The following is a 13955-nucleotide window of genomic DNA, read 5'->3' on the forward strand; positions in this document are numbered from 1 at the left end:
GTTCAGCCGCTCCACCGCCCCGCGGAGCGACTCCGGAACAGCACCGCCAAACAACTGAACAGCGCTCAAGGTGAACAATTGGCGCCAGACAACCGTAGTATCGCTGTCCACCACCCTCCTGGGTGCAGGTGTGGCCAAGACACACACGGCGCGAGCCCGAGCCAAATCGTTCTCCGGTTCGCCCACGGGACTGCACGGGACGGTCGAAGGCAGAACCACAGAAAGGTCAGCACAATGTCCGACAACACCACGGCCACCGGCGACTTGGCGGCCCAGTACGCCGCCCAAGTGATCGGCGATCTGGAACGCAACATCAAGGAGCAGGAGCGTATCGGCGCGGAAATCGTCACTCTTCAAGAGCAGTTGGCCACGCTTCAGCAGGACCACTCGGTGCTGGTGAACATGCAGCAGGCACTCGGTATCAACGCCGCGGACGCCCAGCCCACCCCGGCCGCCGCTCCTGCCGCTACCGCCGTTCCCGCGCCGCGCGGCAAGGCCGCACCCGGCTCGGGCGAGAAGAAGACGCGAGCCAGGAAGCCGGCCGCCGCACCGAAGAAGTCCACCGTCACCGCGAAGAAGTCCGCGGCCGCGGCCGCGCCCAAGAAGTCCACCACAGCGCCGGGCCGCCAGAAGGCCGCCAAGGTCACCGCGGACAAGCCCCAGCCCAAGGCGGCGGCGGCCGACAAGGCCGCGCAGCCCACCCTGGTCGACCTCGTCCACGACCACCTGAGCGCGCAGCGCGAACCGCGGTCCGCCGCGGAGATCACCACCACCCTCGACCAGGCACATCCGGATCGGCGCATCAAGACCACCGTCGTGCGCACCACGCTGGAGAACCTCGTGGCCAAGGGCCGCGCCCAGCGCAGCAAGCAGGGCAGTTCCGTCTTCTACACCACTCCCGACCGGGCGCCCGGGGCCGAGGCCCGGTCCGAGGCGAAGTCCGACACCGGTGCCGAGGCGCAGTCCGAGCCGGCGGGGCAGAACGCCGCGGGTTGACGACACACTCCCGCGTCGCACCGACAGGGCGCGTATGTGTGTCGCTCAGGGACGTGCGGGCGGTCCGTCACGGCGATCCGGTGACGGGCACGTCCGGCATCCCGGCCGTGGTGGCGGACGGGCCGCGCGCCGGTGCCCGCGCGTGTCCCGGGTCGGCGGTGGTTCCGGCACCGGTGGCGTCAACCCGGCGCCCGTCGTCGGGGGGTGAGATGTGCCGACGCCGGCTGACGGTGCGCGATGCCGTCCCCTCCGGCGGCGCGCACCTGGCGCCCGTGCCGGCGGCGGGGCGGGACAGGCCGCCGGAACTCTTCGCGGAGGTCGGCCATGTCGACGACCGGGTGGGCGGGGCCGGGGCGTAACCCACGGTGCCGTGGGACGCCACCCGCCGGGTGGGTGTCGACCTCATGTGTCGGTGGTCCACCGGTGCGAAGGTGCCGGGCGCGTGGGGATGAGGTCGCCCCTGGCAGCGCTCGGTGGGGCCGGTCCATGGGCGGCGTTCCACCGGACGGCGGCCGATGTCGCACCACACACCGGATCCGATGCCGGCCGCACAGATTCCGACCGCGACCACACAACCCGCTCGCCCCCAGCGGGCCGACGGCCGTCCGGACCCGCACCGTCGCGAGCGGACGGCGTTCCAGCGGTTCCACTTCGACTTCGCCGTCACGTTTCCCGACCGGGCGCGCAGCCCCTTCCAGGAACCTGCGCGGACAGGCGGGGCGACCAGCCGTGTCGGCACCGTTCGCGGGTCCCGACCGAGCCGTCCGGGCGTCCTCTCCGCCCGGCATGGGGCTGACGACTTCGCGCCCCGGTGGCGACATGTGTCGCCACCGGGGCCGAATTCGTTCCCCGGTCACGGGGTTGCCCGGGCGCCGGTGGGCGTCAGGACTCGGGGCACTCCTTCCATGCGAGTTGGTAGACGGTGCTGATGTCCCCGTCGGTCGAGTCCATCGTCATGAAGCTGCTCTTGGTGGGGTCGGACGTGCCCGCGCCGACCCGGATCTCGGTGTTGATGTTGAAGTTGCGCTGGACACCGCACGGCGACCAGACCAGTTGGGCCCACTCGGTGGTGTCGGTGGCCTGCCAGTTGTCGCTGTAGGGGCCGCGGAAGGGGTGGTTCTTGAAGACGGTGTTCGAGGAGCCCTGGAAGTAGTACGACGCCCGCTGAACGGCGTTGGCACCGGGCTGGAGCGAGGCGAAACCCCGGTAGTCCGCGCTGGCGATGGCGTAGGTGAAGCCCTGCGGCACGTGGACGATCAGATTGAGCTGACAGTTCTTGCGGAACGCCGTGGGGTCGGCGTTGCCGCCGATCTGGGCGAGGTAGTCGCTGTAGGTCACGGTGAACGCCGTGTTGTCCGGCGACACGGCGACGGCGGCGGTGCCCTGCGGGCAGCCGGATCCGTTCACCGTGGCGATCTTGATGACGATCCGGTCCGGGGGCGGGTCGACGATCCCGGTCGACGGGTCCGTCGCGGGGACCGCGGTGGCGAACAGAGCGGCGATCGCACTGCTCAGCAGCAGACCAGCAGCCATGGTTCTCCCTTCTGGTGCTTCCATGCGGGGGGGGTGGCGACCATGCACTCCAGGCATGCACATGCCAATCCACACATGACGATCCAGACAGCCTGACTCGTCCGGATCTCACGGAGAAACCGTGGACATTCTGTGAACACCTCGAGCGCTCGCAGCGTACGGACCCCCGCGTGGACGGACCAGAGCGATGTCCGGCCATTCCCGGGACGGGTGCGAAAGTGGAAAGGGTGCGACATCGGGACATCGGAAGGGTGCGACATCGGGACATCGGGACGAGCGGAACGCGGGAAAGGGCGCGACACCGGAAGGACCGGGACACGGCAACGGGTACGACGCCGCAACGACCAGGACATCGGAAAGGGCGGGACATCGGAACGGGCGTGCCGCCGTCCCGGTGTCCCGCCCCGCGGGCGGACGCCGCTCAGACGGGCCCGCGGGCGAACAGCTCCCGTTGGTGTTCCAGTGCGAACCGGGCCACTCGCGCGCCCAGTTCGATGCCCGCCTCGTCGGCCGACCGGGTGTGGATGCCGGACAGGACGCGCGCCTCGACGTTCTCGTCGGACAGCTGCCGCCAGGCGGTGTAGGTCCTGGTCACGCCCGGCGCGGTCGGGCTGGTCAGGTCGAACGGGGCGGTGCGGGCACCGAAGAACGCCGCCAGGACGACCTCCGCCGCCCCCGAGTAGGTGTTGTGGCCGCTCGGGTGGTCGGGGTGGGCCGGCGTCGTGTGCAGCGGTGTCCAGTCCGGGTCGGGGTCGATGGAACCGGTACGGATGGCGGTGACCGGGCGCCACCGCTCATGGGCGTACTTGCTGTCCGAGGTCGCCACCTGTGTATCGACCAGCGCGACATGGAACACGGCGACATCCCGCGCCAGCTCGGCCGTTGTGTGCCGCGAGCGGAACAGCGCCACCCGTAGCGGCTCGGTGTAGAGGGTCAGGGAGGAGCCGTACCAGAAGTCGGCCGTCTCCGTCTGGTGCGGGCTGCGCACCGTGCTGTCCACGGCGCCGTAGGCACGTACCTCGGCGAGATCGGCGGCGTAGCGGCGGGAGTCGAGAGCCGGCGGCGGACCCGGTCTCAACTGGCTCGGGGAGCGGAGCAGGAACGGCCTGGCGAGCCGGTTGCCGTACTGCGCGGCGGGCGCGAAGGACGGTGGTGTCGGCTGCCACACACCGGGGGCGGGGGCCGGGACCGGATAGGGCGCGTTGACGGAGGCGGGGTCGAGACCGTCGCCCTGCCGGTGGGCGAGGACGTGCCCGGCCCGGCGCCGTCCGGCCGCGACCCCGAGGTCCCGTGCCCGTCCGGGAGGCAGCGAGGCGAGGGTCTGCCGCAGCGTCGTGTCCAGCTGCTCGGCTCGGCTCGGCACCAGGGAGACCAGCACGTGGTGCACCGCCGCGGCGAGCGCCGCCTCCTGGTGGGTGGCCCGGTGGACGCCGGCGGGCACGTCTCGGGTGGCGCGGGCCGCCGCGAGCCAGGCGATGGCCCAGGTGCGGCTGTTGGTGACCTGTGTGGTGGCGCCGGCCACGGCGATGGTCTCGGCCGTGGCGTCGTACCAGGTGAGGACCGTGGACGGGCGTGCGGCCGCGGCCCGCGGGGCGATGCCGAACGCGGTGGCGGCGGTGGCCGCGCCGACGGCGAGAAGGCTGCGGCGGGCGGGCCGGGATTCTGGCGGGGTCACGCGTACTCCTTGGACGAGGCGGGGGCGGAGGCGGGGCGTGGCAGTCCGTAGTGCTCGCGCAGGGTGGTGCCGTCGTACGCCGTGCGGAACAGGCCGCGTGCGCGCAGGATCGGCACCACCTGGTCGACGAAGACGTCGAAGCCGCCGGGCAGCCAGGGCGGCATGACGTTGAAGCCGTCGGCGGCGCCGTGCTCGAACCACTCCTGGATCTGGTCGGCGACCTGCTCGGGGGTGCCGGTGACGACACGGTGTCCGCGGGCTCCCGCAAGACGGTGCAGAAGCTGTCGGACGGTGGGCTGTTCGCGGTCGATGATGTCGAGGACGAGCTGGAAGCGGCTGCCGTTGCCGCGCTCGCCGCCGGTCTCGATGAGCCGGCGCGGCACGGGTCCGTCGAGTTCCTCGGCGGTGAGCCTGAGGCCCAGCAGGCGGTGGAGGAGTTGGAGGGAGTACTCGGGCTGGGTGAGTTCGTCGAACTCCTCGTGCAGTGCGCGTGCCTCCGCCTCGGTGGAGCCGATGAAGGGGCTGATTCCGGGCAGGATCAGGATCCGGTCGGGGTTGCGGCCGAGGGTCGCGGCGCGGGCCTTGAGGTCGGCGTAGAAGTCCTGGCCGCTGCGCAGCGTCTGGTGGGCGGTGAACACGGCCTCGGCATGCGCCACCGCGAAGGCCCGGCCGTCCTGGGAGGATCCCGCCTGCACGTAGACGGGGCGGCCCTGCGGTGAGCGAGGCAGGTTGAGCGGTCCCCGCACCTTCAGGTGCCGCCCGACGTGGTTGATCTCGTGGATGCGGTCGGTGTCGGCGAACAGCCCGCTCTTCTGGTCGGCGACCAGGGCCTCGTCCTCCCAGCTGTCCCACAGCCTGGTCACGACGTCGACGAACTCCCGGGCCCGCTCGTAGCGTTCGGCGTGCACCGGGTGTGCGTCGAGGCCGAAGTTGCCGGCTGCCTGCGGAGCACCGGTGGTGACGATGTTCCACCCGGCGCGTCCCCCGCTGAGGTGGTCCAGCGACGCGAACAGCCGTGCCAGGTTGTACGGCTCGGTGTAGGTGGTGGAGGCGGTGGCGATCAGCCCGATCCGCCGGGTGGCGGCGGCCACGGCGGACAGCCAGGTGAACGGCTCCAGCCGGAACCGGCTGGCGTAGCGCACGTTGTCGGCCAGGGACGGGCCGTCGGCGAAGAACACGGCGTCGAACGCGGCCTGTTCGGCCCGGCGAGCGAGGTCCTGGTAGAAGCCGATGTCCAGGAGGTGGCCGGGATCGGTGCCGTGGTGGCGCCAGGCGGCCTCGTGGTGGCCGCCCGGGTAGACGAACAGGTTCAGGTGCAGCTTGCGGGCGCTCATGCGGCGCTGTCCTCCTCCACGAGGTCCACTCCGAGTTGCACGAGCAGCCGGTCGCGCAGGGACGCGTACTCGGTGCTGCCGTGGCGGCGCGGTGCGGGCAGCACCACGGGGATGTCCGCGGCGATCCGGCCGCGGTCGAGCACGACGACCCGGTCCGCGAGCACGATCGCCTCGTCCACGTCGTGCGTGACCAGGAGCACGGCCGGCCGGTGCCGCTCGCACAGGCGCTTGAGCAGTGTGTGCATCCTGATCCGGGTGAGCGCGTCCAGCGCGCCGAAGGGCTCGTCGGCGAGCAGCAGCTGCGGTTCGCGCACCAGGGAGCGCGCGAGGGAGACCCGCTGCTGTTCGCCGCCCGACAACTCGACCGGCCAGGCCTGCTCGCGGCCCGCGAGGCCGACCTCGTCGAGGGCCGCCCTGCCGCGCTCCTCGGCGAGCGGTCCGTCCAGCCCGAGGACGACATTGTCGAGCAGCCGCTTCCAGGGCAGCAGCCGGGCGTCCTGGAAGACGACGGACACATGCTCGGGGGAGGTGAGGTCGCCACTGCCCGCCACGTCGTGGTCGAGTCCGGCCAGCGCGCGCAGCAGCGTGCTCTTGCCCGATCCGCTGCGTCCGAGCAGGGCCACGAACTCTCCGGGCGCGATGGTCAGGTCGAGGCCGTCGAGCACCGTGCGCTGCCCGAAGGAGCGCACCACGTTCCGGATCCGGACCGCCGCGGCGCCTTCGGCCTCGGTCAGCCCGCCAGAGTGCGTCGCCATGACAGGGCCCTCCTCTCCACGAGCCGGACGAGGGTGTCGGAGACGAGGCCGAGCAGACCGTAGACGACGAGTCCGACGATGATGATGTCGGTCTGTCCGTAGGTGCGGGCGAGCTCCATCATGTAGCCGATGCCGCTGGTGGCGTTGACCTGTTCGACGACGACCAGCGCGAGCCAGGCGGCGGTCACCGCGAACCGCATGCCGAGCAGGAAGCCGGGAAGGGCCCCGGGCAGCACGACGTGGCGGACGAAGCCGAGCCTGCTCAGCCGTACAGTCTCGGCGAGTTCCGCGTAGCGGTTGTCGATGGTGCGCAGACCGTTGTGCGTGTGGATGTAGACGGGCACGAAGACGCCCAGCGCGATCGTGATCACCTTCATCGTCTCGCCGATGCCGAACCAGAGGATCAGCAGCGGGATCAACGCCAGTGACGGAATGGCCCGCTTGATCTGGACCGGGCCGTCGATGACCGCCTCGCCGAGTCGGCTGAGCCCGGACACGAGGGCGAGGGCCAGCCCGGCGACCACTCCGAAGAAGAGGCCGAGCAGGGCGCGTCGGGCGGAGGTGGTGAGGTGGGACTGGAGCCGCCCGTCGGCGATGAGGTCGCCGGTGGTGCCTGCGATGGTCCACGGTGCGGGAAGGCTGCGGGCGTCGATCAGGCCGAGGCCGGAACCGGCCGCCCAGAGGGCGAGCAGCAGCAGCGGGCCGATCGCCCAGCCGTAGGGCAGGGCCCTGCCCGGGCCGAGCCGTTTCCGGCCGGTGCGCCGGCGCCGTACGGCGGGGGCCGGGGTGTGCACGGCCGGCACCGCCTGCCGGTCCACGGCGGTGCTGCTCATGACGACGTCCCTTCCGCGGCGACGGCCTCGGCGGCCACCGACTCGTAGCGGCGGTCGAACAGCAGGTCCGCCTCGAAGGCCTCCCGGCTCTGCTCCTCGGCGAGCAGGTCGATGGTCTGCTGCTGCCTGCGGATGGCGGCCGTCCAGTCCGCGGGGATGTCCGGGTGGCCGACGCGCGTGACGAGGTATTCGCCGTCCTCGCGGCTCAGCCCCTGGTCCTCGACGTAGTAGCCCTCGACCCATTCGTCGGGGTGCCGGTCGACCCAGATCTGCGCCCGCGCCCAGAACTTGATGAGTTCCCTGATCGCGGCCGACTTCTGCGCGTCGCTGACGGATTCGGTGAGCGCCCACAGGTGTGCGGGGTCGTCCCGCAGCCCGTGCTTGATCGTCGTGGCGCCGTCCTTTCCGTATTTGGTCAGATAGCGCTTGATGTTGACGTCAGCGATGGGAGCGGCATCGACCTGGCGGTTTCCGAGGGCGGTGGGATAGACGTCGCCGGTGCTGGCGATTTCGACGAGTTGCACATCCTTCTGGGTGAGACCGGCCTTCTCGAGGATGCGCAGTACGAGGGCGCCCTGGGCCTGTCCCGGGCTGTAGGCGATCTTCTTTCCGCGCAGGTCCGCGATGGTGTCGACCTCCGCGCCCGGGGCGATTCCCAATTCGTATATCGGGTTCTTGACGGGGTCCTTGCGGAATTTCGCCGCCACCAGTTTGGTGTCGAGTCCCGTCCAGTGGGCGTTGATCGACGGGATCTCGGCGGCGGAGCAGATGTCGAGCGCGTCGGCGCGGAAGGCCTCGGAGCACTGCGGGCCACCGCTGATGTTGGCCCACGTCACCTTGAAGGGCAGCTTGTCGATCTGGCCCGAGAGCTCCAGGGCGACCTTGAGGTCCGGCGCGCCGACGGTGAGGGTGGTGTCGGGGGAGACCTTCGCCGGGATCCGCTCGGCGGAGACGTCCTTGCTGCTCGCCGCGGTCTGCGCACCGTCCACGCACGAGGTGAGCAGAAGTGGGAGAAGCAGAGCGGTCGCGACGGTCGGGCGCCGAAATCCGGGCATGCGCATACGAATGGTCATGATGGCCTTCACAGAGAGTGGAGAAACCGCCCTGGAAAACGGATCGCGACACCGGAAACGGTGCGACGGAAAACGGAGACGGGCGGGACGGGCAGTGGGACGCGGTTCAGCTACACACCGCGGTGGCGACGCGCATCAGATCGATGGCTCGCCTCTTTCGGAACTGCCGGGACTTCCGCATGGCGACGAAGCTAGCCGTACGTCAAAAACCGGTCAAGAAGCGAGTGTTGCCACGGGCCTCACTGCAATGACAGCTTCGTGGGCGCGCCATATGTGCGTAACAAAGCGGCCCCGCCCGATGCCTGCCGGGCGCGGATCGGTGGGCGGGCGGCAACCGAACCGGCCTCGGACGGACTCCTACAGGGCACCATGGCCACCTCGAACACGCTCCGCCCCTGGGGCTCGCCGCTGCGCCAGTTGCTGAGTTTCGCCTGGGCGCAGACCCGGGCCTGCGCCTTCGCCATCGCGCTGTTGTCGGGTGTGGCGGTGTCCGCCGCGCTGCCCCCGCTGCCGCTCGCGCGCTACGACCTCCTCGTCGCCTACGGTGTGCTCCTCACCACGGTGTTCTGGCTGCGGGGCTGGGAGAGCGGGCGGGACGTCGCCGTCATCGCCGTGTGCCACGTCATCGGCCTGGCCTTCGAGCTGGTGAAGGTCTCGCTGGACTCGTGGAGCTACCCGGAACCGGCGGTCCTGAAATTCGCCGGCGTGCCGTTGTACGGGGGCTTCCTGTACGCGGCCGTGGGCAGTTACGTCTGCCGGGCCTGGCGCCTGTTCGACCTGGAGCTGGTCGGCTACCGTCCCCGCCGCACGGCGGCGGTGGCCGCGGCCGTCTACCTCAACTTCTTCAGCCATCACTGGCTGCCCGACGCCCGCCTGCCGCTCGCCGGGCTCCTGCTGGCCGCCACCGCGGGCACCTGGGTGCGGTACACCGTGCTCGGTGTACGCCGGCGCATGCCGCTGGCGCTGTCGTTCGCGCTGATCGGCTTCTTCCTGTGGGTGGCGGAGAACCTCGCCACTTACCTCGGCGCATGGCGCTACCCGTACCAGCTCGACGGCTGGCAGCCCGTCAGCATCCACAAATTCGGTGCCTGGGCGCTGCTCATCAGTGTCACCTTCGTCCTGGCCGCCGCCACCCGGCCCGCGCCGCGGGCGGCCGGGGAGTCCGCCGGTGCGGCGGGGCCGCGGCACACCGGCGCCGACGGCCTCGCCGGGCGATAGCACGAACGGGTTGAGTTGTCCGTCGAAGGTGCTGTCAGCCTTCCTCCCGGCGCCCCCTCCGCACACAGTGTGATCATGAAGATTTCATCCATGCACCGTCTGCCGCGATCCATCGCGCACTCGGCCGCTGCCGCCGTCGTCTGCCTGGCGGCAGCCCTGACCTCAGCCTCTCCCGCACTGGCCGACACGGCACCGCCGCCCGACCTCAAGGGGGTCGCGGACTCGCAGTGCGTGGTCCGGGTGGAGAAGAAGCAGGGTCTCGACGGAATCATCTGGACCCTGATGTTCGGGACCGAGTCGACGCGGCAGGAGAACTGCTCGGCCGAGGCCGAGGCCGAGGCCCAGGACCCGTCGGTCGCGGACGTGGCACGGATGCCTTGATTCGCGGGGGCCGGCCGTGAAGGCCGGCCCCAACCGGCCCGTCAGGGCCTGCCCCCTCGCGTTCACCGTCACCCGCTCCAGGGGCGCGCGGCCGGCCGTCAGTCCCCGCCCCGTGCCCGCCGGAAGCGGTCGAGTCCGTCGGCCAGGGACACGATCGGATCGGGGTAGCCGCGTGCGGCCCGTTCCTCGCCGGACAGCCGCCACGGCTCGTGGACCTCCGGCGCCCCGAGCCCGGCGAGTTCGGGCACCCAGCGACGGACGTAGGCGCCGTCGTGGTCGTAGCGCTTCGCCTGGATCAGCGGGTTGAGGACCCGGTTGGGCCGGGTGTCCGTGCCGGTGCCCGCGACCCACTGCCAGTTCAGCTGGTTGTTGGCGACGTCGCCGTCCACGAGGAGGGCGAGGAAGTGCCGGGCCCCCTCACGCCAGTCGAGGTACAGCGTCTTGGTCAGGAACGAGGCGGTCAGCAGACGGCCCCGGTTGTGCATCCAGCCCTCGTGCGCGAGCTGACGCATCGCGGCGTCCACGACCGGATACCCGGTACGGCCCTCCCGCCAGGCCCGCAGGTCCCGCTCGGCACCGGCCCCGCGCCGCCAGCGGTCGTGCCGCGGCCGGTAGTCCTCGGTGGCGGCCTCGGGGCGCGCGGAGAGCACCTGCTGGTGGAAGTCCCGCCAGCACAACTGCCGTACGAACGCCTCGGCGCCGGCGCCGCCCTTCGCCCGTGCCCGGTGCACCACCTCGCTCGCCGACAGGGCTCCGAAGTGCAGATACGGCGACAGCCGCGAGGTCGCGTCGGCGGCGAGGTCGTCGTGGCCCTCCTCGTACGACGCGGCGTACCGGGACAGCCAGTTCGTCAGCCGGCGGCGGGCGGCCCGCTCACCGCCGGCGGCCAGGCCCTCGGACACGGACGCCACCTCGGCCCGCGTGGGCAGCGGCTCGCTGCCGACGGTGTCCGGCACACGCACCGTGCGCGGCGCGGCGAGCGGTGTGCGCACCGACCGGGCGGCCCAGCGCCGGTGGTACGGCGTGAACACGGCGAAGTGGTCCGAACCGCTGGGCGTCACCTCACCGGCGGGCACGACGGTGGCCACCGCGTCGTGCACCCGCAGCCGGCGCCCGTCGGCCTCCAGGGCCCGCCGCAGCCGTTCCTCGCGGGCGCGCGCGTAGGCGCTGTGACCGGCCGCCATGTGCACTTCGGCCGCGTCCGTCCGCCGGACCACGGCCAGGACCTCGCCGGCGGTGTCGCCCGTCCGTACGACGAGGCGGCCGCCGCGCTGCCGCAGACCCTCGTCCAGGTCGGCCAGACAGTCGGCGAGGAAGGCGAGCCGGTTCGGCGCGGCGAAGCCCGCGCGGTCGACGGCCGGATCCCGGACGAACAGCGGCACGATCTCGTCCGCGGCCCGCAGCGCGGCCCGCAGGGGCGGGTGGTCGTGGAGCCGTAGATCCGAGGTGAACAGGACTACCGAGACGTTCACGGAACCCTTTCTGGCGATCGGTCACCCGGGGCGCCGCGTCGGACGACCGGGGAACCGCTGCGTGGTGCGGCGGTCTTCATGGCCTCGTGGGCGCGTCACTGGTGGCGTGCGCCGGCCCGGTGCAGTCCGGGCGCCGCTCCCCCGGCCGCACTCCGGCCGTCGGGGCCGGTCGACTTCTCGGCGGTCCGCGCGATCCTGCGGGCCATGCCGCCGAAGACGACCGCGTGGAACGGCGCGACGCTCCACCAGTAGAAGTGCCCGGCCAGGCCTCGGGGGTGGAAGAGGGCCCGCTGCCGGTAACGCGTCCGCGGGGCACCGTACGGTCCGGACCCGTCCGGCTCGGCGTACATCTCCAGCCAGGCGAGACCCGGCAGCCGCATCTCGGCGCGCAGCCGCAGCAGCCTGCCGTGCTCGATCTCCTCGACCCGCCAGAAGTCCAGCGCGTCACCGGCCCGGAGCCGGGTGGCGTCCCGGCGGCCCCGGCGCAGGCCGACGCCGCCGACGAGCCGGTCCAGCCAGCCCCGTACGGCCCAGGCGAGGGGGAAGGAGTACCAGCCGTTCTCGCCGCCGATGCCCTCGATGACCCGCCAGAGCGCCTGCGGGCTCGCCTCGACGATCCGCTCCCGCTCGTCCGTGTAGAGGCTGCCGCCCGCCCAGTCCGGGTCGGTGGGCAGCGGGTCGCTGGGTGCGCCGCGCACCGAGGCGTTGGACCAGCGGGTCGTGACGTTCGCGTCGCGGACGCGCTGAACGGCCAGCGCGAGGGCCCGGTCGAAGGGCAGGGGGGCACCGGGCGGGTCGGGGACGTGCGCGGCGATGTCGTGTTCGCCGCAGACGACCTCGTGGCGCAGGGACTGCGCGAGCGGTCGCGCCAGGCCCGCCGGTACGGGCGTGACCAGCCCGATCCAGAGGCTGGACAGACGCGGGGTGAGCATCGGCACGGGCACGATGAGCCGCCGCGGCAGTCCGGCGACGGCCGCGTAGCGCATCATCATGTCGCGGTAGGTGAGGATGTCCGGTCCGCCGATGTCGAAGGTCCGGTTGACGTCGGGCGGCATCCGCGCGCTGCCGACCAGGTAGCGCAGCACGTCGCGTACGGCGATGGGCTGGACGCGGGTGTGCACCCAGCTCGGGGTGACCATGACGGGCAGCCGCTCGGTGAGGTAGCGCAGCATCTCGAAGGAGGCGGAACCGGAGCCGATCACGACGGCGGCGCGCAGCACGGTGGTGGGGACACCTGAACGCAGGAGGATATGGCCCACCTCGGCGCGGGAGCGCAGATGCGGGGAGAGCCGCTCGGCGGGGACGTCGCGCGGGGTGAGCCCGCCGAGGTAGACGATGCGCCCGACGCCCGCGGCCCTGGCCTCGTCGGCGAAGATGTGCGCCGCCCGGCGGTCGGTCTGCTCGATGTCGCGCCCGGAGCCCAGGGAGTGCACCAGGTAGTAGGCCACGTCCACGTCCCGCAGCGCGGGGCGCAGGCTCGCGGCGTCGGTGACGTCCCCGCGCACGATCTCGACCCGCTCCGACCAGGGCAGGTCACGGAGGTTGGCGGGGGTGCGGGCGAGGCAGCGCACCCGGTGCCCGGCGTCCAGCAGTTCGGGTACCAGGCGGCCCCCGATGTACCCGCCGGCGCCGGTGACCAGGCAGCGCGGCGCGGAGGTCGGCTCGGCTGAGGAGGTCGCCATGGGCGGATGCTCCGTTTCCGCCCCCGAGGGGGCGCTGTCGCGACGGATCGCGGTGGACTTGCTACTGGTCATTCCCCGTTCGGGGTCGGTGCGGATGCACGGGGCAGGGGGCACGGTCGGGGCGGGTGGGGCGCGCACCCCGGGGCGCGCGGCCGACCGGCCCGTGGAGATCCCTCCGATACAACGTGCCACGGGAACGGCATCGCCTCATGTCGGCGCGGCGCCCCGCCGCCGGACGGACCCGTGCGGGCGGCGGGCGAGGCGCGGTGGGTGAGGGCGTGGAGGGTCGGTGGATCGAGGGCCCGGCGGGTGAGGGCGCGACGGGCGCGGGCCCGTTGGGGTGGGTCGAACGGTCACGGTGACGGGGCCGGCGCGGCGTCCTCGGCGTGCCGGAAGCAGGAGGCGACGACCACGAAGGGCCACAGGGACTGCATGGACGTCACGAAGCGTTCGGCGATGCCGGGGGCACCGCCCTGGCCCACTTCGTACACGAACCATGCCGCGCCCAGGCACATCAGCGCGGTCGCCAGGATCGAGGGCAGCGGGCGCAGTCCCCACGGCGCGGTCCCACCGCGAACGGTGGCCAGCACCGGCCACGCGGCCAGGAGAGTGAAGCCGACCGCGACCGCCGAACCGTGGCGCAGGGAGCCTCCGCTGCTCGGCGCCGGGACCAGGACCACCACGAAGGCCGACAGCCCCCCGGCGGCCAGCGCGGCGCGCCCGGGCAACGCGGCCGGGCGCAGCCCCCAGGCGGTGAGGAGATGGCAGATGCCCAGGGCGAGCAGCGCCGCGGTCATCACCCAGAAGCCCTCGGCCCCGTGGGCCGCCAGCACGCTGATCGTCTGGGCGGAGGCGTCGTACGAGGGCCCTTCGAGCCGTGCCGCGATCGCCCAGCCGGCGATCATCAGAACAGGCGCACACCCCGACGAGAGCAAGGCCCACCTGGGCACAATTCGCATCAAACCACCGTAGGACATGTGATCATCCCGCCCTCGCGCACACG

Annotated in this window: 13 protein-coding genes; 4 read left to right on the forward strand and 9 right to left on the reverse strand. The window is 72.1% G+C overall.

The window, feature by feature from the left end; genetic code table 11:
- Positions 1-234 precede the first annotated feature (234 nt).
- Positions 235-996, forward strand: a complete 762-nt coding sequence (locus tag DN051_RS05170; RefSeq protein ID WP_112438098.1) for a hypothetical protein — start codon at positions 235-237, stop codon at positions 994-996.
- Between the two features lie 209 nt (positions 997-1205).
- Positions 1206-1355: a hypothetical protein gene (locus tag DN051_RS44915; RefSeq protein ID WP_159053869.1), complete on the forward strand. Its 150-nt coding sequence runs from the start codon at positions 1206-1208 to the stop codon at positions 1353-1355.
- A gap of 523 nt (positions 1356-1878) precedes the next feature.
- Here DN051_RS44915 and DN051_RS05180 read toward each other — a convergent pair.
- The 6 genes from DN051_RS05180 to DN051_RS05205 form a co-directional block, all read right to left on the reverse strand.
- Positions 1879-2529 (reverse strand): DUF4360 domain-containing protein, encoded by a 651-nt coding sequence (locus DN051_RS05180; RefSeq protein ID WP_053756160.1) that lies wholly within the window; start codon positions 2527-2529, stop codon positions 1879-1881.
- Between the two features lie 421 nt (positions 2530-2950).
- Positions 2951-4204: a vanadium-dependent haloperoxidase gene (locus DN051_RS05185; RefSeq protein WP_112438100.1), complete on the reverse strand. Its 1254-nt coding sequence runs from the start codon at positions 4202-4204 to the stop codon at positions 2951-2953.
- Positions 4201-5538, reverse strand: a complete 1338-nt coding sequence (locus tag DN051_RS05190; protein WP_112438101.1) for an LLM class flavin-dependent oxidoreductase — start codon at positions 5536-5538, stop codon at positions 4201-4203. The genes DN051_RS05185 and DN051_RS05190 overlap by 4 nt, the downstream gene beginning before the upstream one ends.
- On the reverse strand, positions 5535-6293 hold the full coding sequence (locus DN051_RS05195; protein WP_053756157.1) for an ABC transporter ATP-binding protein: 759 nt from the start codon (positions 6291-6293) through the stop codon (positions 5535-5537). The genes DN051_RS05190 and DN051_RS05195 overlap by 4 nt, the downstream gene beginning before the upstream one ends.
- The gene (locus DN051_RS05200) at positions 6269-7126 is read right to left on the reverse strand and encodes an ABC transporter permease (RefSeq protein WP_053756156.1); all 858 of its coding nucleotides are present in this window, start codon (positions 7124-7126) and stop codon (positions 6269-6271) included. Before DN051_RS05200 ends, DN051_RS05195 begins: the two co-directional genes overlap by 25 nt.
- Positions 7123-8199 (reverse strand): ABC transporter substrate-binding protein, encoded by a 1077-nt coding sequence (locus DN051_RS05205; RefSeq protein WP_112442078.1) that lies wholly within the window; start codon positions 8197-8199, stop codon positions 7123-7125. Before DN051_RS05205 ends, DN051_RS05200 begins: the two co-directional genes overlap by 4 nt.
- Positions 8200-8568: 369 nt before the next feature.
- On the opposite strand from DN051_RS05205, the gene DN051_RS05210 reads away from it, so the two are divergent.
- Positions 8569-9417 (forward strand): DUF817 domain-containing protein, encoded by an 849-nt coding sequence (locus DN051_RS05210; protein ID WP_112438102.1) that lies wholly within the window; start codon positions 8569-8571, stop codon positions 9415-9417.
- A 75-nt stretch (positions 9418-9492) separates the two neighbouring features.
- Positions 9493-9798, forward strand: coding sequence for a hypothetical protein (locus DN051_RS05215; RefSeq protein WP_159053868.1), 306 nt, complete (start codon positions 9493-9495; stop codon positions 9796-9798).
- 98 nt (positions 9799-9896) lie between these two features.
- Here DN051_RS05215 and DN051_RS05220 read toward each other — a convergent pair whose 3' ends face one another.
- The 3 genes from DN051_RS05220 to DN051_RS05230 form a co-directional block, all read right to left on the reverse strand.
- Positions 9897-11270, reverse strand: coding sequence for a cryptochrome/photolyase family protein (locus DN051_RS05220; protein ID WP_112438103.1), 1374 nt, complete (start codon positions 11268-11270; stop codon positions 9897-9899).
- Between the two features lie 95 nt (positions 11271-11365).
- Positions 11366-12952 (reverse strand): SDR family oxidoreductase, encoded by a 1587-nt coding sequence (locus DN051_RS05225; RefSeq protein ID WP_112438104.1) that lies wholly within the window; start codon positions 12950-12952, stop codon positions 11366-11368.
- A 353-nt stretch (positions 12953-13305) separates the two neighbouring features.
- Entirely contained in the window at positions 13306-13911 is a 606-nt protein-coding gene (locus DN051_RS05230; protein ID WP_112442079.1) for a DUF998 domain-containing protein, read from the reverse strand.
- Positions 13912-13955: the final 44 nt, after the last annotated feature.

This window comes from Streptomyces cadmiisoli (assembly GCF_003261055.1).
Taxonomy (GTDB): domain Bacteria; phylum Actinomycetota; class Actinomycetes; order Streptomycetales; family Streptomycetaceae; genus Streptomyces; species Streptomyces cadmiisoli.